This window comes from Streptomyces sp. CRCS-T-1, from assembly GCF_024442335.1.
Taxonomy (GTDB): domain Bacteria; phylum Actinomycetota; class Actinomycetes; order Streptomycetales; family Streptomycetaceae; genus Streptomyces; species Streptomyces koelreuteriae.
Map to the genome: position 1 here is coordinate 6127742 of NZ_CP101651.1, position 23980 is coordinate 6151721.

At 71.4% G+C, this 23980-nt stretch carries 21 protein-coding genes; 7 read left to right on the plus strand and 14 right to left on the minus strand.

Going from position 1 to position 23980, the window contains the following annotated elements; all coding sequences use genetic code 11:
• The first annotated feature begins 1 nt into the window (after window position 1).
• The 3 genes from pulA (at window position 2) to NNW99_RS27755 (ending at window position 7492) form a co-directional block, all read left to right on the plus strand.
• Window positions 2-5410, plus strand: a complete 5409-nt coding sequence (pulA, locus tag NNW99_RS27745; RefSeq protein ID WP_215121893.1) for a pullulanase-type alpha-1,6-glucosidase — start codon at window positions 2-4, stop codon at window positions 5408-5410.
• Between the two features lie 74 nt (window positions 5411-5484).
• Entirely contained in the window at window positions 5485-7104 is a 1620-nt protein-coding gene (locus NNW99_RS27750; RefSeq protein WP_215124490.1) for a fused response regulator/phosphatase, read from the plus strand.
• A 31-nt stretch (window positions 7105-7135) separates the two neighbouring features.
• On the plus strand, window positions 7136-7492 hold the full coding sequence (locus tag NNW99_RS27755) for a 5-carboxymethyl-2-hydroxymuconate Delta-isomerase (protein WP_215121894.1): 357 nt from the start codon (window positions 7136-7138) through the stop codon (window positions 7490-7492).
• Window positions 7493-7498: 6 nt separating this feature from the next.
• On the opposite strand, the gene NNW99_RS27760 is transcribed toward NNW99_RS27755, so the two are convergent.
• The 3 genes from NNW99_RS27760 to NNW99_RS27770 form a co-directional block, all read right to left on the minus strand.
• The gene (locus NNW99_RS27760; RefSeq protein WP_215121895.1) at window positions 7499-8188 is read right to left on the minus strand and encodes a TetR/AcrR family transcriptional regulator; all 690 of its coding nucleotides are present in this window, start codon (window positions 8186-8188) and stop codon (window positions 7499-7501) included.
• Between the two features lie 94 nt (window positions 8189-8282).
• The gene (locus NNW99_RS27765) at window positions 8283-10205 is read right to left on the minus strand and encodes a hypothetical protein (RefSeq protein ID WP_215121896.1); all 1923 of its coding nucleotides are present in this window, start codon (window positions 10203-10205) and stop codon (window positions 8283-8285) included.
• Window positions 10206-10253: 48 nt separating this feature from the next.
• Window positions 10254-10778, minus strand: coding sequence for a tetratricopeptide repeat protein (locus NNW99_RS27770; RefSeq protein WP_215121897.1), 525 nt, complete (start codon window positions 10776-10778; stop codon window positions 10254-10256).
• Window positions 10779-10923: 145 nt separating this feature from the next.
• Here NNW99_RS27770 and NNW99_RS27775 point away from each other — a divergent pair, with 145 nt between their 5' ends.
• From NNW99_RS27775 to NNW99_RS27785, 3 genes are all read left to right on the plus strand, one after another.
• Window positions 10924-11370 (plus strand): hypothetical protein, encoded by a 447-nt coding sequence (locus tag NNW99_RS27775; RefSeq protein ID WP_215121898.1) that lies wholly within the window; start codon window positions 10924-10926, stop codon window positions 11368-11370.
• A gap of 33 nt (window positions 11371-11403) precedes the next feature.
• Window positions 11404-11799 (plus strand): MerR family transcriptional regulator, encoded by a 396-nt coding sequence (locus NNW99_RS27780; protein WP_215121899.1) that lies wholly within the window; start codon window positions 11404-11406, stop codon window positions 11797-11799.
• Window positions 11800-11905: 106 nt separating this feature from the next.
• Entirely contained in the window at window positions 11906-12829 is a 924-nt protein-coding gene (locus tag NNW99_RS27785; protein WP_215121900.1) for an NADP-dependent oxidoreductase, read from the plus strand.
• A 92-nt stretch (window positions 12830-12921) separates the two neighbouring features.
• Here the strand turns inward: NNW99_RS27785 and NNW99_RS27790 are convergent, their stop codons facing one another.
• The 10 genes from NNW99_RS27790 to NNW99_RS27835 all read right to left on the minus strand — a co-directional run bounded on the left by NNW99_RS27790 (window position 12922) and on the right by NNW99_RS27835 (window position 22346).
• On the minus strand, window positions 12922-14502 hold the full coding sequence (locus NNW99_RS27790) for a DUF1996 domain-containing protein (RefSeq protein WP_215121901.1): 1581 nt from the start codon (window positions 14500-14502) through the stop codon (window positions 12922-12924).
• Between the two features lie 203 nt (window positions 14503-14705).
• On the minus strand, window positions 14706-15359 hold the full coding sequence (locus tag NNW99_RS27795) for a response regulator transcription factor (protein ID WP_215121902.1): 654 nt from the start codon (window positions 15357-15359) through the stop codon (window positions 14706-14708).
• Complete coding sequence (locus NNW99_RS27800; protein ID WP_215121903.1) at window positions 15344-16609, minus strand: sensor histidine kinase; 1266 nt, start codon at window positions 16607-16609, stop codon at window positions 15344-15346. Before NNW99_RS27800 ends, NNW99_RS27795 begins: the two co-directional genes overlap by 16 nt.
• Window positions 16610-16726: 117 nt before the next feature.
• Window positions 16727-17737 (minus strand): SDR family oxidoreductase, encoded by a 1011-nt coding sequence (locus tag NNW99_RS27805; RefSeq protein ID WP_251057964.1) that lies wholly within the window; start codon window positions 17735-17737, stop codon window positions 16727-16729.
• A gap of 74 nt (window positions 17738-17811) precedes the next feature.
• Window positions 17812-18399 carry a winged helix-turn-helix domain-containing protein gene (locus NNW99_RS27810; RefSeq protein WP_215121904.1) on the minus strand — a complete coding sequence of 196 codons (588 nt, stop codon included), beginning with the start codon at window positions 18397-18399 and terminating at the stop codon, window positions 17812-17814.
• Window positions 18400-18517: 118 nt separating this feature from the next.
• The gene (locus NNW99_RS27815; RefSeq protein WP_255961307.1) at window positions 18518-18640 is read right to left on the minus strand and encodes a hypothetical protein; all 123 of its coding nucleotides are present in this window, start codon (window positions 18638-18640) and stop codon (window positions 18518-18520) included.
• Window positions 18641-18729: 89 nt separating this feature from the next.
• A complete protein-coding gene (locus tag NNW99_RS27820; protein WP_215121905.1) occupies window positions 18730-19665 on the minus strand; it encodes a hypothetical protein in 936 nt (311 codons plus the stop codon).
• An 88-nt stretch (window positions 19666-19753) separates the two neighbouring features.
• Complete coding sequence (gene glnII / locus NNW99_RS27825; RefSeq protein WP_215121906.1) at window positions 19754-20785, minus strand: glutamine synthetase; 1032 nt, start codon at window positions 20783-20785, stop codon at window positions 19754-19756.
• 356 nt (window positions 20786-21141) lie between these two features.
• Entirely contained in the window at window positions 21142-21867 is a 726-nt protein-coding gene (locus NNW99_RS27830) for a septal ring lytic transglycosylase RlpA family protein (RefSeq protein ID WP_215121907.1), read from the minus strand.
• 119 nt (window positions 21868-21986) lie between these two features.
• The gene (locus NNW99_RS27835; RefSeq protein ID WP_215121908.1) at window positions 21987-22346 is read right to left on the minus strand and encodes an arsenate reductase family protein; all 360 of its coding nucleotides are present in this window, start codon (window positions 22344-22346) and stop codon (window positions 21987-21989) included.
• 229 nt (window positions 22347-22575) lie between these two features.
• Between NNW99_RS27835 and NNW99_RS27840 the strand changes: the two genes are divergently transcribed.
• Window positions 22576-22890: a hypothetical protein gene (locus tag NNW99_RS27840; RefSeq protein WP_215121909.1), complete on the plus strand. Its 315-nt coding sequence runs from the start codon at window positions 22576-22578 to the stop codon at window positions 22888-22890.
• On the opposite strand, the gene NNW99_RS27845 is transcribed toward NNW99_RS27840, so the two are convergent.
• Complete coding sequence (locus NNW99_RS27845) at window positions 22878-23951, minus strand: aldo/keto reductase (protein WP_215121910.1); 1074 nt, start codon at window positions 23949-23951, stop codon at window positions 22878-22880. The genes NNW99_RS27840 and NNW99_RS27845 overlap by 13 nt on opposite strands.
• Window positions 23952-23980 lie beyond the last annotated feature (29 nt).

Sequence of the window (23980 nt, forward strand, 5' to 3'; positions counted from 1 at the left end):
AGTGATACCGAGATGGCGTGCGCCCTCAAGGCGCCGAACCTCCCGTGCCGGACGGGTCGCCGCGGTCACCGCCACCGCGCTGGCCGCAGCACTCGTCCAGCCTCTCGCCGCCGGAGCGGCCACCCCGCCGGCGCCTCCGTCCGACGCGAAGCTCGCCGCCGAGCCCGCCCGTCACGACGCCACCCGTGAGCAGTTCTACTTCGTCCTGCCGGACCGTTTCGCCAATGGCGACCCGCGCAACGACAAGGGCGGCCTGACCGGCTCCCGCCTCGCCACCGGCTACGACCCCACCGACAAGGGCTTCTACCAGGGCGGCGACCTCAAGGGCCTGACCAAGAGGCTCGACTACATCAAGGGCCTCGGCACCACCGCCCTGTGGATGGCCCCGATCTTCAAGAACCAGCCGGTGCAGGGCACGGGGGCGAACGCGTCGGCCGGTTACCACGGTTACTGGATCACCGACTTCACCCAGGTCGACCCGCACTTCGGCACCAACAAGGACCTCGAGACCCTCATCGACAAGGCCCACGCCAAGGGCATGAAGGTCTTCTTCGACGTCATCACCAACCACACGGCCGATGTCGTCGACTATGAGGAGAAGTCGTACGACTACCTCTCCAAGGGCGCCTTCCCGTACTTGACCAAGGACGGCAAGCCCTTCGACGACACCGACTACGCGGACGGCAAGAAGAAGTTCCCGCCGGTCGACGCCGGTTCCTTCCCCAGGACGCCGACCGTCCCGGCCGCCAAGAAGAACGTCAAGGTCCCGTCGTGGCTCAACGACCCGACGATGTACCACAACCGCGGCGACTCCACCTTCGCCGGTGAGAGCTCCGAGCACGGCGACTTCGGCGGCCTCGACGACCTGTGGACCGAGCGGCCCGAGGTCGTCCGGGGCATGGAGAGGATCTACCAGCGCTGGGTGCGGGACTTCGACGTCGACGGCTTCCGGATCGACACCGTGAAGCACGTCAACATGGAGTTCTGGACGCAGTGGGCCACCGCCCTCGACGCCTACGCGGCACGGCAGGGGCGCGACGACTTCTTCATGTTCGGCGAGGTGTACTCGGCCGACACCGCCGTCACCTCCCCGTACGTCACCCAGGGGCGGCTCGACGCCACGCTGGACTTCCCCTTCCAGGAGGCGGCCCGCCAGTACGCCTCCCAGGGCGGCAGCGCGCAGCAGCTCGCGGGCGTCTTCGGCGACGACTACCTGTACACGACCGGCAAGGCCAACGCGTACGAGCAGGTCACCTTCCTCGGCAACCACGACATGGGCCGGATCGGGACCTTCCTCAAGCAGGACGACCCCAAGGCCACCGACGACCGGATCCTCGCCAAGGACCGGCTCGCCAACGAGCTGATGTTCCTCAGCCGAGGCAACCCCGTCGTCTACTACGGCGACGAGCAGGGCTTCACGGGCGCGGGCGGCGACAAGGACGCCCGGCAGAGCATGTTCGCCTCGCGCACCGCCGACTACCTCGACGACGACCGGATCGGCACCGACCGCACCCACGCCGAGGACGCCTACGACACGAAGGCACCGCTCTACCGCCAGATCAGCGCTCTCGCCAAGCTCCGCAAGGCCCATCCCGCTCTCGCCGACGGCGTCCAGCAGGAGCGGTACGCGGCCGACGGCCCGGGGGTGTACGCCTTCTCCCGCACGGACGCGAAGCGGGGCACCGAGTACGTCGTCGCCTTCAACAACGCGGCCGAGAAGAAGACCGCGACCTTCGCCACCGGCTCGCCGGGCATGGCCTTCAAGGGCGTCTACGGCACGGAAGCCGCCCTGAAGAGCGACGGCGACAAGAAGCTCACCGTCACCGTCCCGGCCGGCTCGGCGATCGTCCTCAAGGCGGCCGGCAAGCTCGCCGAGCCGGTCACGAAGCCGACGATCACCCTGAAGGCCCCGGCCGCGGGCGCCACGGGCACCGTGGAACTGTCCGCCGACGTCGACGGGGGACAGCTGAACCGGGTCGTCTTCGCGGCGCAGACCGGCAACGGCACATGGCGGACCCTCGGCTCCGCCGACCACGCCCCCTACAAGGTCACCCACACGATCGCCGAGGACGTACCGCCCGGCACGGCCCTGCGCTACAAGGCCGTCGTGGTCGACTCGGGCGGGCGTACCGCGAGCGCCCTGGCATCCTCCACCACCGGCACCCCGCCCGTCGAGGAGCCGCCCGGCGCCTCCTCCCGCGACTACGCGATCGTCCACTACAAGCGCGCCGACGGGAACTACGCCGACTGGGGCCTGTACGCCTGGGGCGACCTCGCCGACGGCGAGGCCACGCCCTGGCCCGAGAGCCACCCCTTCACCGGCCGGGACGCCTACGGAGCCTTCGCCTACGTCAAGCTCAAGCCCGGCGCCTCGAACGTCAACTTCCTGGTCATCGACAAGGACGGCGACAAGGACGTCTCCGCCGACCGCGCGATCGACGTCACCAAGACCGGCGAGGTCTGGATCGAGCAGGGCAAGGAGACCGTCCGCACGGAGAAGCCGGCCGCCGACTACCCGGCCCCGGACAAGACCAAGGCCGTCCTGCACTACCACCGGGCCGACGGGAAGTACGACGGCTGGGGCCTGCACGTCTGGACCGGCGCCGCGAACCCCACCGACTGGTCGAACCCCCTCAAGCCGGTCAAGACTGATACCTATGGTGCGGTCTTCGAGGTACCGCTCACCGACGGTGCCACCAGCCTCAGCTACATCCTCCACAAGGGCGACGAGAAGGACCTGCCGTCCGACCAGTCGCTCGACCTCAAGGCGAACGGCCACGAGGTGTGGCTGTTGAGCGGCCAGGAGAAGTACCTGCTTCCGCAGCCGGTGGGCGCCGCCGCCGCGCTCGACCTGACCACGTCCAAGGCGGTCTGGATCGACCGGAACACCCTCGCCTGGAACGGCTCCGACGCGGCCGCCTCCACCCAGCTGCTCTACGCCCGCGACGGCTCGATCGCGGTGAAGGAGGGTGCCCTCACCGGTGACGCCAAGCGGCTGCGCCTGGCGAAGACCGAGCTCACCGACGCCCAGAAGGCCAGGTTCCCGCACCTGAAGGCGTACGACGCCTGGACCGTCGACCCGCGCGACCGCGACCGGGTGCGCGAGGCCCTGCGCGGCCAGGTCGTCGCCACGCAGCACGCCGCGAACGGCGCCGTGCTCGCGGCGACCGGCGTCCAGCTCGCCGGTGTCCTCGACGACCTCTACGACGCCACGAAGGCCGACCTGGGCCCGACGTTCTCCCACGGCCGCCCCACGCTGTCCGTCTGGGCGCCGACCGCACAGCGGGTGTCCCTGGAGATCGGCGACTCCACCGTCCCGATGCGGCGCGACGCCACCACCGGCGTCTGGTCCGCCACCGGCCCGAAGTCCTGGAAGGGCAAGCCCTACCGGTACGTCGTGAAGGTCTGGGCCCCCAGCGTCCGCGAGGTCGTCACCAACAAGGTCACCGACCCCTACTCCCTGGCCCTCACCGCCGACTCGGAGCGCAGCCTCGTCGTCGACCTGGGCGACGGATCGCTCGCCCCGCGTGGCTGGAAGTCCCTGAAGAAGCCCGAGGCCGTACCGCTGAGGGACGCCCAGATCCAGGAGCTGCACATCCGGGACTTCTCCGTCGAGGACCGCACGGCGAAGCACCCCGGCAGCTACCTCGCCTTCACCGACCAGGACAGCGACGGCCCGAAGCATCTGCGCGAGCTGGCGAAGGCGGGCACCTCGTACGTGCATCTGCTGCCCGCCTTCGACATCGCCACCATCCCGGAGAAGAAGGCCGACCAGGCGGGCGTCGACTGCGACCTCGCCTCCTACCCGGCCGACTCCGACAAGCAGCAGGAGTGCGTCGGGAAGATCGCCGCGAAGGACGCCTACAACTGGGGCTACGACCCGTACCACTACACGGTCCCCGAGGGCTCCTACGCCACCGACCCGGACGGCACGGCCCGCACGGTCCAGTTCCGCGAGATGGTGAAGGCGCTGAACGAGGACGGACTGCGGGTCGTCATGGACGTCGTCTACAACCACACCGCGGCGAGCGGCCAGGAGCGGACGAGCGTCCTCGACCGGATCGTGCCCGGCTACTACCAGCGGCTCCTCGCCGACGGCTCGGTCGCGAACAGCACCTGCTGCGCCAACACGGCCACCGAGAACGCCATGATGGGCAAGCTCGTCGTCGACTCGATCGTCACCTGGGCCAAGCAGTACAAGGTCGACGGCTTCCGCTTCGACCTGATGGGCCACCACCCGAAGGCCAACATCCTCGCGGTCCGGGGGGCCCTCGACGCGCTCACCCTCGCCAAGGACGGCGTCGACGGCAAGAAGATCATCCTCTACGGCGAGGGCTGGAACTTCGGCGAGATCGCCGACGACGCCCGGTTCGAGCAGGCCACGCAGAAGAACATGGCCGGAACCGGCATCGCCACCTTCTCCGACCGCGCCCGTGACGCCGTACGCGGCGGCGGCCCCTTCGACGAGGATCCCGGCGTGCAGGGCTTCGCGTCCGGCCTGTACACCGACCCCAACTCCTCGCAGCACAACGGCACCCCGGCCGAGCAGAAGGCCCGTCTGCTGCACTACCAGGACCTCATCAAGGTCGGCCTCTCCGGCAACCTCGCCGGCTACCGGTTCACCGACACCGACGGCAAGGAGGTCACCGGCGCCGACGTCGACTACAACGGCCAACCCGCCGGATACGCCGCCGCCCCCGGAGACGCCCTCGCCTACGCCGACGCGCACGACAACGAGTCGCTCTTCGACGCCCTCGCCTTCAAACTGCCCGCGACGACGAGCGCGTCCGACCGGGCCCGGATGCAGGTCCTCGCCATGGCGACGGCCACCCTCTCCCAGGGCCCGGCCCTCTCCCAGGCGGGCACCGACCTGCTGCGCTCCAAGTCCCTGGACCGCAACTCCTACGACAGCGGCGACTGGTTCAACGCCGTCCACTGGAACTGCGCCGACGGCAACGGCTTCGGCCGCGGCCTGCCCATGGCGGCCGACAACAAGGACAAGTGGCCCTACGGCAAGCCCCTGTTGAGCTCGGTCAAGGTCGGCTGCGAGCAGATCGAGGGCACCTCGGCCGCGTACCGGGACCTGCTGAGGATCCGTTCCACGGAGCCGGCGTTCTCCCTTGCCACGGCCGGCCAGGTGCAGTCGAAGCTCTCCTTCCCGCTGTCCGGCAAGGAGGAGACGCCCGGCGTGATCACCATGCGGCTCGGTGATCTCGTCGTCGTCTTCAACGCCACACCCGAGCGGCGGGAACAGCGGGTCACCGCGCTCGCCGGAACCGGCTACCGGCTGCACCCGGTGCAGGCGGCGGGGGCGGACCCTACCGTCAAGTCGTCCGCCTACGCGGCTGAATCGGGCACGTTCGCCGTTCCGGGGCGCACGGTCGCCGTCTTCACCCGGGCCGCCGAGTAGCGCACTACGTTGGGCGGTGCGGGCCGCGACCGGCGGCCCGCCCCACCCAGGTACGGCCCGAGGTGCTCCTCGAGATGGACGGCAACGGCACACAGCACACCCCCGGCACCACCGTGCTGGTCGTGGACGACGTCGCGGCCAGCCGGTACGCCATGGGCGCGGTGCTCAGCCGGGCCGGCCACCGGGTCGTGCCCGTCGCCAGCGGCGGCGAGGCACTCGTCGAACTCGACGTCCGGCTGCGCGACGGCACCCTGCCCGACGTGGCCCTCGTCGACGTGGGTCTGCCGGACATGAGCGGCTTCGAAGTGTGCCGCAGGCTGCGGGCCCGGCCGCCCATGGCCGCGCTGCCCGTCGTGCACTTCTCCGCCGCCCGGACCGCGCCCGGGGACCGGTGCCGGGGACTGGACGCGGGCGGCGACGCCTATCTGACCGTGCCCGCCGAACCGCAGGAGATCCAGGCCGTCGTCCGGGCCGCCGTGCGCGGAGCGCGCCGCAGCACGGGCGCCGAGACGGTCGTCCACCGGCTGACCCTGCTGTCAGAGGCCGTCATCACGGTCCAGACGGCGCGCTGCCCCCGGGAACTCGCCACCGCGGCCGCCGACGGCACCGCACGCCTCACCGGCTCGCCCGCCGTGGTGTTCGTGATCGCCCCCGACGGCGAGCCCTACCAGGGCACGGCCCGCAGCCGCCCCGCACCGACGGACAGCGGCGCGCACCAGGCGGCGGCCCGCCTGGCCGCCCGGCTCGCGGAGGGCCGCACGGGCGTGCACAGCGCCGTCGTCCCCGCACCGCTGTGGCCGGCCGGGATCTTCCGGCCGGGCGTCGAGGAGGACGCCCTGCTGACCGTGGCGACCGCGCAGGACGGCCGTACGGCCGTGTGCCTGGCCACGCCCGTACGGCGTACGGCGATCAACGGCCCGGCGGACGACGGGCTGCTCGCCCGGCTCGCCCAGGCCGCCGCGCTCGCCGCCGAACCGCTGCTGCTGTACCAGGTGGAGCGGCATGTCGCCCTCACCCTTCAGCACAGCTTCCTGCCCCGGCCGCACAAGCTGCCCCACCTGCCCGGCGTCGACATCGAGGTCCGCTATGTGCCCGCCTCCCGGCAGACCGAGATCGGCGGGGACTTCTACGCCGCCCTGCGCACCGGCGACGGGGTGCTCACCGCGGTCGGCGACGTCGTCGGGCACTCGCTGGACGCCGCCACCGTCATGGTCGAGATACGGCACGCGCTGCGCGCCTACTGCGTCGACGAGAGCGACCCGGTCGTGCTGGCCGGGCGGCTCGACCGGATGCTCCAGCGCTACCACCCCGACCTCACGGCCACCGTGTGCCTCGCCCTGGTCGACCCCGGCAGCGGCCGGGTGCGGATCGCCAACGCCGGTCACATCCCGCCGCTGATCCTGCGCGACGGGGGCGGCGCACAGTACGTCGACGCCTCCGGTCCGCTGCTCGGCCTGGGCCTGGAACGCCCCCCGCCGACCGAGCACCACCTGACCCCCGAAGACCGTCTCCTCATGGTCACCGACGGCCTCATCGAAACCCGCGGCATCCCCCTGGACACCTCCCTGGAACAACTCCGCACAGCCGCCGCCGACGCCCCCACCGGCCTGGACACCCTCTGCGACGTGCTCCTGGGCTGCTTCGGCCACGACCGGGAGGACGACATCGCCCTGCTGGCCCTCCGGTTAGGGTGACCTCGTTGCCCGCCCAGACCAGGAGTCACCGATGCCGCAGATCACCGTCGACTATTCCGCCGACCTCGCGGACGGCTTCGACCGGACCGGATTCGCCAAGGCGCTGCACGAGGCGACCGTCGACATCGCGGCCGCCAAGCCGACGGCGTGCAAGAGCCGGTTCCGCCCCACCGAGGACATCGTGGTCGGGCCCGACACCGAGGGGCACGCCCATGTGCACGTCCACATCGCGCTGCTCGCCGGCCGCACCGAGGGCACCAAGGCCCGGCTCACCGAAGCCGCGCTGGAGTTGCTGCGCACCCATCTGAAGACCGCCGACGGAATCGTGCTGCACGCCTCCGCCGAGGTGCGCGACCTGGACGCCTCCTACCGGAAGTTCGAGGGCTGAGCGGACTCAGGTCGCCAGCGTCAGAAGCCGGCCGGCCAGATCGGCGAACGGGCCGTCGGCCGGCTCCTCCTTGAAGATACGGCGCAGCAGGCCGCCCATCTCCTCGTCGTAGGCGGCGCTCACGGAGGCCAGCGCGGCGAAGTCGTGCACGAGCTGGCTCTCCAGCTCCTCCCGCGGGATGCGCCGGCCGTCCAGCCAGATCAACGCCGTCGACTCGGCGAGCGAGATCCAGGACCGGACGACCAGTTCCAGCCGCGCGGGCGGATCGGTCACGCCCAGGTGCGAAAGGATCTGGACATACGCGGCCTGCCGTACGGAGTCGACGAGCGCGTTGGTCGTCGAGGAGCCGACCGCGGGTCCACCCCGCATGAGGGCGGAGAAACCCGGCCCGTGCTCGTCCACGAAGTCGAAGTAGCGGCCCATCACGCGATGCAGCCGCGCCCCCAGCGGACCCTCGTGCGGCTCCACGAAACGGGCCGCGAGTTCGTCCGCCGCCCGCTGCAACGCGGCCTCGTACAGGCTGAGTTTGCCGGGAAAGTAGTGATAGACCAACGGCCGCGAAATGCCCGCGGCCGACGCTATCTCGTCGATGGAGACCTCGTCGGGCGAGCGGCGGCTGAACAGTTCGAGGGCGACGCCGATCAACTGCTGCCGCCGCTCCTCGACTCCCAATCTGCGGCGAACCCCGGTAGTCATACGAACACCTTACCGATCGATTCCAGCCTCGAACGGACCGGATCGATCGCCGATGTTCCGCCGGGCGCACCGCGCGGTCACGACAAAGGCCCGGTCAGCGCAGCCCGCCCAGCGAACGCCCGTCCCGCAGCGTCCCCTTGAGCTCCGCCCGCGCCCCCTGCTCGCCCCGCACGGTCAGCAGACTGCCCCGGGCCGATCCGCTGATCCCGCCCGTCGCCCGGATCGACTCGATCCGGCGGCTGCCCGCGGCCAGCAGATACCAGGTGCCCGCCTCCGACTTCCACAGCACCCCGGCCAGCACATGCGGATCACGCGCCCCGCACGCCGGGACGTTCTCGGCCTTCGCCGCCACCGCCCCGTACCGCCCGCCCGGCGTGTGGAACTGCGCCAGCACCCGCGCCCCGCCGCCCCGCCAGGTCTCGGCCCGCGTGCACACCCACGCCGCCGACCCGCTCGCATCGGGCAGCGGCTGCTCGTTGAACGCCCAGGCGTTGACGCTCCGCACACCCGCCGAGCGCACCGAGCCCAGCGAGCAGGCGTACGGCTGCCAGGTGCGCAGCGCCTCCGCGCCGGACGCCTCTCCCGGTGAGCCGGGCCGGCCGCTGGTGAGCCGGGCCGGGACCAGCTCGCCGAGGTCGCTCAGCAGCCGGGTCCGCTCGCCGTCGGCCAGTTGCAGCACGTTCCACGACGTGCACGGACCGGACCTGAGGGCCGGGCTGGCCAGCGGCGCGGTCACCCCGTCGGTGAGGGCGAGGTCCATCGCCCCGGAGCCCGGCTTCAGCAGATCCCGCTCGCCCGCCTTCGACACCCAGGGGGCCGTCAGATAGCGGACGTTGCCGTCGGTCCGGCCCAGGACCACCGCGCCCGCCTCGGCCCGGCCGGCGCCGTCGACCCGGGCGAAGTCGAGGGCGGCGCCCTGCGTGCCGTCCTTCGGCTCGGCGTACCGGGCGATGCGCAGACCGTCGTAGAGGATCACCACACGGGCGGCGTCGACCGTCCCCGCGTACAGCAACTGGGGCGGTCCGGCCGGGCCGCCGGAGAGGGTGCCGGGCGTCGCCGACACCTGGACCGCCTCGCCGGGGCGGGCCCAGACGGCCAGGGCGCGGCGCAGCAGGGCCGAGTCGCCGGTGAGGTCGCCGCGGGCCGGCCACACCGAGAAGTCGGTGCGCGCCGAGCTCTGCCACGCGGCGGCGGGGACCCGGGTCAGCTTCGCCGGGTCGAGGGCGGCCTGGGCGGCGGGGTTGCGCGCATACGGGGGCGCGGCGGCGCCGTCGGGACCCCAGCCCTCGCCGGGCAGACCGAGCAGCGCCCCGCACACCAGCAGCGCCGCCCCGGCCGCCAGCGCGGCCTTCAGATGCTGGCGGCGCCGCATCAGGTCGGTGGGGCGGGCCTGGAGCGAGCAGGGGTCGAACTCGGGGGAGTCGAGCAGCCCGAACTGCGCGGGGACCCCGCCGGCCTCCAGCAGCGCGCCGTCCGCGTCGGCGACTCCCGCCGCCGTGAGCACCTCGCGCGTCTCGTCGTCCGCGAGCCGCTCCAAGCCGCGCAGCGCGTAGGCGGCCCGGGCCGGACCCGACAGGGTGGACAGCCGCTGGTCCAGGGCGAGTTCGTCGGCGCCGCCGGAGCGCGGGAACAGCTTCAGGCCCCACACCTGGGGCAGCAGCGGCGGCAGCTGGGAGCGCTTGGGCCAGGCCCGGCGCCGCAGCGGCAGCCCCGCCTCCAGCGCCGTGCGCAGCACCTGGAGGCGGACCAGGGCGTAGCCCGGATCGCCGTCACGGCCGGTCGACTGGGCCGGGATGACCGGTGCCGGAGTGCGGTTGCGGGGCAGGGCGCGCTGGGTGAGGGCGTGCGCGGTCACCACGCGCCTGCTGCGGCCCAGGCCCGGCGGCAGCACCAGATAGGCGAGCCGCACGAGCCGCGGATAGTGCTCGACGAGCGCGGCCTCGGCCTGCTCGACGTCGACGACCGGGCCGGCGGGGGAGGAGGGTGCGGGGCGCTGGGCGACATCCTGTGACTGCACGTTCAGCAGAACGAGCGAATGGTCGGATGGTCACCTGACCGCGCAGCGTCACCCCCGCGGCTGCTCCTGCTCCACGAGCAGCCGGGCGTAGTTCGCCATCGACCGCTGGTAGCGGGGCAGGTGCGGGGCCAGGGCGCCGAGCGCCAGCGACAGCGCCTCGCGGTCCCGCCCCAGGCTGGACAGGCACAGGGCGAGGCAGGCGCGCACCGGGTCGTCGAGTTCGTCGGACGGGGCGAGAAGCTCGGGCGTCAGCAGCGCCACGCCCTCCTGAGCCCGGCCGACGTTCCGCAGCGAGCTGGCGAGCTGGATCTTCGTCCGGCGGGCCTTGTAGGGACTGACGTCGGAGAGTCCGCGCCGCAGCGCCTCCTGGTACAGGGGCACCGCCAGGTCCGAGCGGCCCGTGGAGTCCCAGGCGCAGGCCTGCTCGAACGGCCCGAGCGGGCTGCCCTCCGGCAGCTCGGCGACGAGGGCGTCGACCTCGGCACGGAAGCGCGCCTCGTCCGCTTCGTCCTCGGCGTAGTCGTCGAAGCGGGCCCACAGTGCGGCGGTGCGATCTTCCCAGTCCTGGTTCACCGTGCCACCCTCGCACAGGCGTGCCTACGGAGGCAGCGGAATTTGAGCGCTACGGGCTCCGCAGCCGTATCGAAGGCGAGAGCCCTTGCCGGGGCTCCGTGCGGCATGCGTCCGGACCGTGCCGTGACAAGGACCGGAGGAACAGATGAGGGTGACCCGACCGATGCTCGCGCTGAGCGGCGCGGTGGCGATACTGGCGCTGGCAGGCTGTGGATCCGGCGGCAAGGACGAGGCGGCCGTGCCGAAGGAAGTGACCGGCAGCCTGGAGCACATCGCGGCCGAGGCCAAGTGCAAGCCGAACATGCAGACCGACGCCGACACGATCCGCCAGGCCCTCTGCAAGAAGGGCAAGGAGAAGTACGTCCTCGCGACCTTCTCCACCGACCGCGGCCAGCGCGAGTGGCTGAACGGCGCGAAGGACTACGGCGGCTACTACCTCGTCGGCCGCAAGTGGGTCGCCGTGGGGGAGCAGAAGACGGTCACGGCGCTGCAGAGCAGCCTCGGCGGGACCATGGAGGAAGGCTCCGAGCACATGAACCCCGGCGGCAGCCACAACAAGGGCGGTCACGGCAGTGGCGGTCACAGCGGCTGAACCTGGGGCACGCGCGGGCGTAGGCTCTCACGGATGCGGATAGGCGAGCTGTCCAAGCGCACGAACGTGAGTCCGCGCTCACTGCGGTACTACGAAGAGCAGGGCCTGCTGACCAGCTCACGCTCCGGCGCGGGGCAGCGTCACTATTCCGATGCCGCGGTCCAGCGCGTGTCGCTCATCCGGCAGTTGTTCGACGCGGGCATGTCCAGCCGGGTGATCGCGACCGTGCTGCCGTGTGTGGACGTCCCGGACGACCTGGGCGTCGCCGAGGAGACGTTCACGGCGATGATGCGCGAGCGCGACCGGATCGACGCCGACATCGCGCACCTGATCGAGACCCGGGCTGCGCTCGACGTGCTGATCAGCGCCAACAGCCGGCACCGGGCGGAGCTGTCCACGGCCCCGGAACCGGTGGCGCGGTCGGCCTGATGCTGTGATCTGCGCCTCAGCCGGTTGCCCCTCACATCGATGTCAGAGGTGAGGATGGCGACAACGCCCGGAATCACCGGGCCGGTCGCACGGGAGGCGGCGGAAGATGGGGCAGGCGTGGGGTTTCGGCAGGTACGGCGGGCCCGAGGTACAGGAGTTCTTCGATCGTCCCGATCCCGTGCCCGGTCGCGGCGAGGTGCTGATCCGGGTCGACGTCGCCGGCGTGAATCCCCTCGACCACATGGTGCGCTCAGGTCTGCTCGACGGGTTCGACGGCGGGCGTCCGTTTCCCCGCGTGCTGGGCATGGAGGCAGCCGGAACCGTGCTCGCCCGCGGCGAGGACGTCGACGGGCTCGAGGTGGGTGACGCGGTCTTCGGCTTCGCACTCACCGGTGGCGGCACCTACGCCGAGACCACGGTGCTGTCCGCGCCGAACACCGCACGCATCCCTGAGGGTCTGTCCGCGACCGTGGCGGCGACGCTGCCGGTGGCCGGGACGACCGCGGTGGACGTGCTCGACCAGCTCGGCCTCCCGGCCGGTGCCACGGTCCTGGTCAACGGGGTCGGAGGCGGCGTCGGCCTCGCCGTCGCCCGGCTGGCCGTCGGGCGCGAACTGCGCGTTCTCGGCATCGGGAGCACCGCCAAACGCGAGCACGCCGAGGCCATCGGGGTGCGGTTCGTCGACTACACCGCCGAGGACGTCGCCGCCGCGGCACGCGAGCTGGTTCCGGACGGCTTCGACGGGATCGTCGACCTGGTCGGAGGCGCCTCGCTGCGGACGGTCGCTCCGCTGGCCCGGGATCCCCGCGACGTCATCGCCGTGGGTGACATGTCCGTGCCCGATCTCGGTGGGCGTTTCGTCGAGCGCCGCGTCGACCGCGAGAATCTGGAGCGGTCCGCCCGGCTGGCCCTCGACGGAGTCCTCGCACCCGTGATCACCGCGGTCCATCCGCTCTCCGACGCCCCGGCCGCCCTCGCCGTCGTCGAGAACGGGCACACCTCGGGCAAGGTCGTCATCAAGGTGGCATGAGGACATCTGGCACAGCTTCTGAGCGTGGATAAGCCGGCGGTGGGAATTCCCACCGCCGGCTTATCCGCTGGCTGAGTATTACCCGCCGAGTACTACTGGCAGTTCTCGCCGTTGTTGATGCACTGGACCATCTCGTTCATCACGTTCTCGTCGAAGAAGTTGATGAAGTCGTTGTGGTCCGTGATCGGCTTGTGCAGCTGCTCCGGGAAGGAGTCCACCGCGAACGCGTTCTGGACCTGTCCATTGTTGATCTGCGGCGCCGGGACGTCGTAGACCAGACGGACCTGGAGCTGGGGGATGGCCTGGAAGCCGTTCGAGCAGCTGCCGTCCGCTTCCACGAAGTCGACGTGGGTGCGGTGGTTGGCGCTGTCGATGTTCTGGCCGTCCCAGCAGCTCTGGAAGTTGGACAGCCGGACCATGTTGCTGCCCTCGGGGCAGATCGGGTACTTGTCCGTCACCTGACGGTCCTCGAAGCCGGTGCACGTCCAGGACGTGTTGGCGTTGTTGAGGCCGTTGGTCAGGGACTTGGCGTCACCGGTGATGATCCGCAGGGCCTTCGGCATCGCGACGACATCGCTGGTGCGGTTGCCCACGAACTTCAGCTCCGCCTGCGCGGGCTCGACGATCTGGCCGACGTTGCCGTCCTGGCCACCGCCCGGCTGACCCGCGTCGATGTCGTCCGAACCGTCCTGGATCCGGATGACCGGCCAGAAGTACGTGGACTTGTCGCCCTGGTTCTGGCAGGTCGTCTCGCCGTTCTCCAGGTCCTCGTCGCTCGCGAAGGCGGTGTTGGCCTGGTTGCCGACGTAGTCGTGCTGGTGCTGGGCGCCGTTGGAGACACCGGGCGCCACGATCACGTTGTCCGAGTTGCGGTTCTCGTTCTCGTTGGTGCCGCACTGCGTGGTGAAGGTGCCCGTGGAGCCGCCGTCGCCGTTCGCCGCGAGACCGTTCGGCAGGTTGCGGGAGTTCGGCTGGACTTCCTCGATGTTGACGAAGTCCGCGGCTGCCGGGCCGTTGCCGCCCTGACCGCCGTTGCCGCCCTGGCCCTGGTCCTGGCCCTGGCCGTTGTCCTGACCGCCCTGGTCCTGACCCTGGTCCTGGCCGTTGTCCTGGCCGCCGTTGTTCTGGCCCTGGTCCTGACCGTCGTTGTTCTGGCCGCCGTTGTTGTTCTGCCCGCCCCCGGCCTGGCCGTCGTTGGTGTTGGCGTCGGCGTTCATGCCCTGGCACTCGGCCATCTGGGCGAGGTTGCCCGGCGCCTTGCCACCGACCCGCTTGATGTTGATGCCGATGCGGTCGATGGCGGCGGTCCGCTTCGACTTCAGCGGGCCGAGGATGGCGTTGTTGACGAAGCCGGAGTCACCGGCCTGGGCCTGACGCGTGGAGGCGAGCCGGGTGTAGGCCTCGCTGATCTGCTTGTCGAGGTTCGCAAGCTCCTTGTCCACGCCCTTGCGCGCGCCGTCCGGCACGTCGGTCAGGCTCTGTCCGACGTCCGGGCACTGGATCGTGGCGACCTGCGCACCCGCGGACTTCGTCTGGTTCGCCGAGTTCTCCTCATGCGCCGAGGCATAGAAGTTTGCCCAGATCAGCCCGCCCCCACCGAGCGCTAGGGCCGCCGATGCGGCTATGGCCTTGGTGGCCATCGGCGTCCGGCGTTTTCTTGTGTTGCGTCCCATGGAACTCCTCTGACTTCCTTTTTCGGGGGCATCGAGGCGCCCGACAGGAGTGAAGCGGCTCCCTTCCATACGCAGGTGGTCCCACGGGTGTTCAGATGTCTCTGAAATTGATGCGAGATTCGTGAGGGCTCTGTGTTCTCAACAGCCCGTTTCATACCGGCAGTTGCTGATCCCGCACGGTCGGTGAACCGTCGGGTCCGGTTTCACCGGCCGTGGTCGAGATAGGCCAGAACCGCCAGCACGCGGCGGTTGTCGTCGTCCGAGACCTCCAGTCCCAGTTTGGCGAAGATGTTCGCGGTGTGCTTGGCGATGGCCCGTTCCGTCACCACCAGCCGGCCGGCGATCGCCGCGTTGGTCCGGCCCTGCGCCATCAGCTCCAGCACCTCCCGCTCCCGGGGCGTCAGCCGCGCCAGCGGCCCGTCGTCGCTCGACTGCCGGGCCAGCAACTGCTGGATGACCTGCGGGTCCATCGCCGTCCCCCCGGCGGCGACCCGCCGTACGGCGTCCACGAACTGCTCGGCGTCGAACACCCGGTCCTTCAGCAGATACCCGACCCCGCCGCTGCCGTCGGCGAGCAGCTCACGCGCGTAGAGCTGCTCAACGTGCTGGGAGAGCACCAGCACCGGAAGGCCGGGCCGCTTGCGGCGGGCGTCGAGCGCGCACTGCAGCCCCTCGTCGGTGTGCGTCGGCGGCAGGCGTACGTCGACCACGGCGACGTCCGGTTCCAGCTCGGCCAGCGCGGCGGCCAGTTCGGGACCGGACTCGACGGCCGCCGCGATCTCGAAGTCGTGCGCCTCGAGCAGCCGGACGAGCCCGTCGCGCAGCAGGAAGAGGTCTTCGGCTAGGACAACGCGCAAGGGATCTCCATGGTGACCATGGTGGGACCGCCCGCGGGGCTGCTGACGGCCAGGACGCCGTCGAATGTACCGAGCCGCCGCTCCACCCCGGAGAGTCCGGAACCGGTGCCGATCACCGCACCTCCCTTGCCGTTGTCGGTGACGGACACCCGCAGCATCCCGTCGGCGTGGTGCAGATCGGCCCAGATGCGGTCGGCCCCGGAGTGCTTCACCGCGTTGGTGAGCACCTCGCTGACGGCGAAGTAGGCGGCGGACTCCACGGGCGCCTCCGCCCGCCCGGGCAGGTCCACGCTCACCTCGGTCGGCACCGGCAGCCGCAGCGCCAGCGCCCGTACGGCGTCACCGAGGCCCCGCTCGGCGAGGACCGGCGGATGGATGCCGCGCACAAGCTCGCGCAGTTCGGCGAGGGCCTCGACCGACGACGTTCGGGCCTGCGCGATCAGCTCCTTGGCCCGGGCCGGATCCTTGTCGAGGAGCGCCTCGATGGTGCCCAGGTCCATGCCCACCGCGACCAGCCGGGCCTGGGCCCCGTCGTGCAAGTCCCGCTCGATGCGCCGCAGTTCGGCGGCGGAGGTGTCGACGGCGTCGCGCCGCGTCTCGGTCAGCACCCGTACCCGCTCGGCCAGTTCGCCCTGGCCGGAGCCCAGGACGGCCTGCGTGAGCCGGAAGTGGACGTCCAGCAGCCGCGGGGTGAGGAAGTGCGCGAAGAAGAGGACGACCAGGCCCAGCAAGGCCGCACCGAGCGCGGACACCTGCCCGGTGACCTTGACGAACCCGTACCAGTACCCGTCGGGGAAGACCCGCCACAGCCCGGCCCCGAGCGCGAAGCCCTCCAGCGGGTACAGCCACAGCGCGGCCGGCAGCAGCGCGGTGAGGAACCCCGCCGTCATGTCGACCGGCAGCCACATCAGATCCCGCCAGGTCGCCGGGTCGCGCAGCATCCCGAACGTGGCCGCCCACGGATTGGCGTCCTTCGGCAGCGGCCGGTACGCCGGCGGGATCCGCACCCCGCCCCACTCCGCCGCGAGCACCCGCCGCCAGTTCGCGAACCCCCGTACGCCCTTCAGCACGTACGGCGTCGTGACGATCCCGATCCCGATCGGGATGAGCGCCATGGACACCAGGGACAGGGTGAAGCACAGCACCGCCCCCGGCAGCGAGACGAGGGCCACCCCCAGCCCCCGTAGCGCCGCCAGCGCCCCGCCCCGCCCCTTCGCTGCCCTGTAGCCGCTCTTCGTGTCGATGGTCATGGCGTCAGTCTCGCCGAGCGGGGGTGCGGGGTCACTGGGCCGGGACACCCGGTCAGGGGGTGGTGCTACGTACACCTCGGGAGGCGGCGCGGTGGTCCACGGGGTGGTTCCTACGCCTCAAGCGCCCAGCCCGGTCGCCAGCACCTTGGCCTCCCTCTCCGGGTCGAGCCCCACCGTCGGCCGGTCCGGCCGCTGGGGCGCCGTGCCGCCGATGTCCTGGAGCCACCGCCACGTGTCGGCCACGGTCTCCGCGACGGGCCGGCAGTTCAGCCCCGCCGCCACCGCCCGGGAGACGTCCGCGCTGTGCAGGGCGTCGTGCAGATCGCTGCCCGGCGGCACCCACACCGGCAGCTCGGTCCACGGCTCGATGCCCGCCTCCAGGATCACCTCGGGCTCGGTCCACCGCAGTTCGGCACCGCCCCCGGTGACGCGTGCGCACGCCTCCAGCAACGCGCCTGTCGTGGCGTGCCCCTGCGGACTGACCAGGTTGTACGGCCCGCTCAGCGCCCGCTCCGCCGCGTGCGGGATCCACTGGGCCAGGTCACGGACGTCCACGTACTGCACGGGCAGCTCGCGCGGCCCCGGGGCGAGCACCGGACCACCGCGCGCCATGCGGCCCAGCCACCAGGGCAGCCGGCCGATGTTCTCGTACGGGCCGAGGATCAGCCCGGCCCGGACGAGCACCGACCGGTCCTCGCCGAAGGCGTCCAGCACGGCCAGTTCACCGCCGCGTTTGTCCTGCGGGTACGCGGTCTGCTCCGCGTCGGCCGAGGCGCCCTCCACCAGGGGCGCGTCCTCGGTGTACCCGGCGGGCGGGGCCCACGCGTACACCGAGCAGCTCGACACATACACGTACCGGCCGGCGCGACCCCGCAGCAGCCGCGCCGTGTCCCGCACCGCGCGGGGCGCCGCCGACCAGGTGTCGACGACGACGTCCCACTCGCCCGGGTCGTCGGCGAGGGCGGCGAGACCGTCGGGCGCGGTGCGGTCGCCCAGCAGCGACCGCACGCCCTCCGGCGCCTCGTGCCGCCCCCGGTGGAAGACGGTCACGTCCCAGCCCCGCCCCAGGGCCGCCTCCACGACGGCCCGCCCCACGAACTCCGTACCACCCAGCATCAGAAGCCTCATGCCGCCGACTCTGCCCGGTGGGGCGGCGGTACGGAACGGGATCTGCCGTCAGCAGAAGGGTGGGGGCCGGTGGCTCAGCGGCCCACGGGAGGCACGTACTTGTAGCCGACCCGGCGCACCGTCCGGATCGTGTCGCGGTGCTCCGCGCCCAGCTTGCGGCGCAGCCGGGCGACATGGACGTCGACCGTGCGGCCGTCCCCCACGTGCCCGTAGCCCCACACCGTGCCGACGAGCTGGTCGCGGGTGTGCACCCGGCCCGGGTGCGCCACCAGGTGGGCGAGCAGCTCGAACTCCAGATAGGTCAGGTCGAGCGGTCGGCCGGCCACCTGGGCGGTGCGCTGCACGGTGTCGACGCGGATCAGCTGCTCGCCGCCCGGCGCGGGAGCGGCCTCGGGGGCGACGGGCTCCGGCAGGTCCGGCACCGCCACCGGGAACGGCGGCTGCTGGTCGGCCGGGACGAGCACCAGATAGCCGATCATCGGCGGCTGGCCGGGCAGCGCGGGCAGGGTGTGCTGCGGCGCCGGGAGCCAGGTGGCGCCCGGCGGCAGCAGGTCCGCGACGGTCACCACCTCGTCCCGGTCGACGGCCCGCAGTCGATGCCGGGCGGTGTTCGCGGGAGGGGTGTTGAGGGCGGCGGTGGACAGAGAACGAGTGGTCGCCATGAGAGGTCAGCTCTTTCGCGCGAGGAGTTCGTCGGAGAGATCGACGGCCGCGAGTTCGTGGTCGGGGTCGCCGAGGACGTACGCGGTTCGCGCTGGCCGAAGGCCGGGGTGTACGGCGTTAGAGGGCCGGCGCGTTCGTCGCGCGGCAACACACCCGGTCGAAGTCGTAGTCCTGACGGGACGGCCAGAAGGGCTCGAGGTCATGACGACCCGTCGCGGTGTACTTCTGGTAGCTGGCCATGGCCCCATTGAAGCAGAGAGGCCCCCGCGCCGGGACCCTCCTCTCACACCTTGGACACACGCCGGACATCGGACCGCCCCGCCGGAACCTCATCCCACCAGCCGCTTCCGCCACTCCAGGGGCCCGACATCGATCGCCTTGCCCGGATCACCGTCCCACTCCGTGGACAGCCCGGCGGCGGCCAGCGCCGCCACGACCTCGTGCCCGACGGCCTTCGTGGTCTCCTCGGACCCGTCGAATCCGCCGTAGTACAGCGACAGGCCGTGCCCCCGCGCCGCGCCGCGCGTGCACTGGTGGTGGAAGAACACGAACCCGCGCACCCCCGGCGTGCCGTCCGCCTCCGCGCCGATCTCCGCCATGCCGCAGCCCCGGCAGCAGGTGAAGTCCTCACGGGCGACGATGCCGCCGCGGTCCAGGGCCGCGAAAGCACGCTCCAGCCGGTCCGGGTCGGTCGGTTCGCTCCAGGTCTCCTGCTCGTCGACGCGCTCCAGCCACAGCCGCTCGACGATCTGGCGAGCCTGCGCCGGGGAGACGGGGGAGGAGTCCTCCTTGCCCTGCATCAGGTACACCGCCTCGCGGATCATCGTCTCGATGTCCAGGTAGCCGTCCCGGAGCATCTCGTGGACGTACCCCTCGGCCCGCGCCGAGACCTCGGGGGCGAGCGGGGGCGGAGCGGCGGGCAGCCCGAACTTCTCGCGCTCCCAGGTGACTCCGGTGTCCCAGCCGTCCTCCTGGCGCGCCCAGCGGACCATTACCTCGGCGACGAGGCCCGGATCGGTCAGCCGGGTCACCCACAGGTGCGGAACGGACCCCGTGCGGTGCTGGAGGTCGTAGGCCCCGTCCCCGTCTCGTGCCGTCTGGATGAAGACCATCGGCCGGTCCGGTATCCGCTGCACGATGAGGAAGTGGTCGTCGTCCCCGCCGATCCGCTCCACCAACTCGCGCAGCTCCCGGGCCGCGATCCGCGTGTACGCCTGCCCGCTCTCTGTCCTCACCTTGACCGTGAGGCCCCCGTCGTTCTCCATGCCGCTCACCCTGACACGCCCCACTGACAACGCGAGGGGGCGCCCACCGCGAGCGGTGAGCGCCCCCTCGGGAGCCGGGAGGTACCGGTCAGACCTGGCCGGCCTTCTCCAGGGCCGAGCAGCAGGTGTCGACGAGCAGTCGCGTCACCACGTACGGGTCGACGTTGGCGTTCGGGCGGCGGTCCTCGATGTAGCCCTTGCCGTCCTTCTCGACCTGCCAGGGGATACGGACCGAGGCGCCGCGGTTGGAGACGCCGTAGGAGTACTCGTTCCACGGGGCGGTCTCGTGCAGACCGGTCAGGCGGTCGTCGATGCCCGCGCCGTAGTTCTTGACGTGGTCGAGCGGCTTGGAGCCCTCGCCGAGCGACTCGGCGGCGGTGATGATCGCCTCGTACGTCTCGCGCATCGCCTTGGTGGAGAAGTTGGTGTGCGCGCCCGCGCCGTTCCAGTCGCCCTTGACCGGCTTGGGGTCCAGGGTCGCGGAGACGCCGAAGTCCTCGGCGGTGCGGTAGAGCAGCCAGCGGGCCACCCACAGGTGGTCGGAGACCTCCAGCGGGGAGACCGGGCCGACCTGGAACTCCCACTGGCCGGGCATGACCTCGGCGTTGATGCCGGAGATGGCGAGGCCCGCCTCCAGGCAGTTGTCCAGGTGCGCCTCGACGACCTCACGGCCGAAGATCTCGTCCGCGCCGACACCGCAGTAGTAGCCGCCCTGCGGGGCCGGGAAGCCGCCCTTGGGGAAGCCGAGCGGGTAGCCGTCCTGGAAGAACGTGTACTCCTGCTCGATGCCGAAGATCGGCTCCTGCGCCGCGAACTTCTCGGCGACCTCGGCCAGCGCGGCACGGGTGTTGCTGGCGTGCGGGGTGAGGTCGATGTTCAGGACCTCGCACAGCACCAGGATGTCGTCGCCGCCGCGGATCGGGTCCGGGCAGGTGAAGACCGGCTTGAGGACACAGTCCGAGGCGTGGCCCTCGGCCTGGTTGGTGGACGACCCGTCGAAGCCCCAGATCGGCAGCGCGTCCAGACCCTCGGGCGAGCCCGTGATGATCTTGGTCTTGGAACGCAGTTTGGCCGTCGGCTCGGTGCCGTCGATCCAGATGTACTCAGCCTTGAAGGTCACGGGCCACATCCTTCGGGGGTGTGTCTGGGCGCGTATCGCGGGTGCTGCGGCGCTGCGGCACCGGTGCGCCGCGTCAACTGTCCGGCAGCCTGTCAACAGGCGATTTCCCGGCCATTGCTCGGATGTGAACCCCGTGTTACCTGGTGTTGCCGTGCCGTACTTCATGCCGAGAGGGCGCTCCGCCCGAGGCTGGGGGCGGTCACCGGCTTCCCTCCGTCAAGCCGGTGACCGGCGCCCGCGTCACCCGCACGCGCCGGTCCTGCTGCTCCTGGCCGGGAGCAGCAGGACCGGTGACACGTACGTGGGGCGGCCGAGGGGTTGGCCGCCGCCTCAGTGACTCAGTCGGCCGTCCGGCGTCACCCCACCTTCTCGATCAGGGCCCGGCGGATGAGGAACTTGCCGGGCTCACGGACCTGTTCGAAGGCGGCGTTGTTGAGCAGCGCACAGCTGCCGGAGGCCGAGGTGACCTCCACCGTCGTGGACTTGTTGTTGTCCAGGTTGGTGACCTTCAGCTGCGTGCCGACCGGGAACTGGTTGCTGGACGCGGCAGGCGCACCGCCCTCGCCGGAGAGCGTGACGGTGGAGCCGTTGCACACCTGCTGTCCCGACGCGGCGGCGCCGCCACCGGCGTCTTCCGCCGGTGCGGACTCCGCGGGCTGCGAAGCCTCGGCGCCGCCCCCGGCCGCGTCCTGACCGCCACCGGCCTGCTCGCCGCCGGCCTGTTCACCGCCCTGCGCGGGCTGCGAGGGCTGCGCGGCCTGGGAGTCCTGAGCCGACTCCCCAACCGTGCACCCCGACGCCTCCTGCTTCCGCTTGATCTCCTCGATGACCGCCTCGCGGTTGGCGATCCGGGCCTCCGACTGCGCGTCGGGATTGGCCTGCTGGTCGGCGATGAACTTCTCGTTGTTGCCGAGGGCGGTGGCGAGTCCCAGGCAGGCCGTCGACTCCGCCGCCGACCGGGTGGTCGGCGGTGAGGCGTTCGACGTGCTCGCCATGACGAAGGCCCCGCCTCCCGCCACCGCCGCCGCGCTCACCAGCAGCGCGATCTTCTTCGTTGGGCCGAGAGTTCTCCTACGCGACATGCGCGCCTCCTGAAGAGGTAGGGGAGCGTACGCCGCTATGTACGAGATACCGAACGAGGTTACTCAGCAGTTACAGGAGTCAATGAAGTGACCTGCGCCACACGGGAAAAGAGGGGTGGTCAGCGCGCCAGGGCGTCCCGCACGGCCTCGTCGGTCCGGCCCACCACGGCCGTGCCGTCGTCCGCGGTGATGATCGGGCGCTGGATCAGCTTCGGGTGCTCGGCGAGCGCCTTGACCCACCGGTCACGCGAACCGGCGTCCCGCGGCCACTCCTTGAGTCCGAGTTCCTTGGCGGCCGCCTCCTGGGTGCGGGTGATGTCCCAGGGCTCCAGGCCGAGGCGCTCGAGAACGCCACGGATCTCGTCCTCGCTCGGCACGTCCTCCAGATAGCGGCGGACGGTGTAGTCGGCGCCCTCGGCGTCGAGCAGCGACACGGCGCTACGGCACTTCGAACAGGCCGGATTGATCCAGATCTCCATGCGCCCACGGTACGCGCAGCCGTCGCTGTTCGATTTTCAGCCGACCTCAGACGCCCCTCGCGGAGCTGCCGTGACATGGCGCCAATTTCCCTGCTCACCAGGGCTTTTGCCAGGCTTGGCGGACTCCCCGTTGTCAGTGCCCGGCGGTAGAATATAAGCAGTGTTCGAGGGTGGCGCCGGGGTCGCAGAGGACTTCCGGTGGCCGCCCGATCGCGACAGGAGGATGTCTGTGCCCGCTGCCGCTCTGAAGTCGAAGCCGTTGCCCACCCAGTCCACCGCGAAGCGTCCCGTCCTGCTCGACCTGCCCTACGCGCCCGTGGAGAAGCGGCCGCTGCCGCCGGGCCGGCCGCGCGAGTGGTACGTCACGCACAACCGCCGCCTCAAGGCGATGCGGCTCGCCATCGCCCTGCTCGACTCCGGCGTCTACATGCCGAACCAGGCCCGCGACGAGACGATCCGCCGCGCGGCGGAGCAGATCGGTGTCCACCCGCCGTCGGGCACGACGTGCCACATGGTGCGGGCGTTCATGCGTTACGCGCGCTGAAGCCGGTCCACCGGTGTTCCCGGCGCGGGGAACACCGGTGGGTTCAGCCGGGCGAAGCCCTCCTGGCGTTCGTAGGGGAAGTAGGGGTACGGCGCCGGGCGGTGGCTCGCCGCGTCGAGCCTCGCCACCTGCCCGGGGGTCAGGTTCCAGCCGACGGCGCCGAGGTTCTGGCGCAGTTGCCGCTCGTCCCGGGCGCCGATGATGACGGAGGACACGGTCGGCCGCTGGAGCAGCCAGTTGAGGGCGACCTGCGGCACGGCCTTGCCCGTCTCCTGCGCGATCTCGTCCAGCGCGTCGACCACGTCGTAGAGGTGCTCGTCGGTGACGGGCGGGCCGTGCTCGGCGGTGCGGTGCAGCCGGCTGCCGGGCGGGAGCGGTGCTCCCCGGCGGACCTTGCCGGTGAGGCGCCCCCAGCCGAGCGGGCTCCAGAGGATCGCGCCGAGGTCCTGGTCGAGGGCGAGCGGCATCAGCTCCCACTCGTAGTCGCGGCCGATGAGGGAGTAGTACACCTGGTGGGCCACAGGGCGCGGACGGCCGTGCTTCTCGGCGGTCGCGAGGGACTTCATCACCTGCCAGCCGGAGAAGTTGGAGACGCCGGTGTGGCGCACCTTGCCCGCCTGGACGAGGGTGTCGAGGGCGGCCAGGACCTCTTCGACCGGCGTCCCCGCGTCGAAGGCGTGGAGCTGGAACAGGTCGATGTGGTCCGTGCCCAGTCTGCGCAGGGCGTCCTCGCAGGCGGTGATCAGACGGGTGCGGGAGGAACCCGCGTCGCCCGGTCCGTCCCCCATCGGCAGGCCGGTCTTGGTGGAGACGATCACCTGGTCCCGGCGGCCCTTGATCGCCTGCCCCAGCACCTCCTCGGAGGCCCCGGCGGAGTAGACGTCGGCGGTGTCGAACATCGTGATCCCGGCGTCCAGGCAGATGTCCACCAGACGGCGCGCCTCCCGCGCGTCGGTCGTGCCCCACGCGCCGAACAGCGGGCCCTGTCCGCCGAAGGTGCCGGCTCCGAAGCTCAGCGCGGGAACCATGAGTCCGGACGCGCCCAGTCGCCTGTATTCCATCTCGGCTCCTCTCGATCTCCACTAACGGG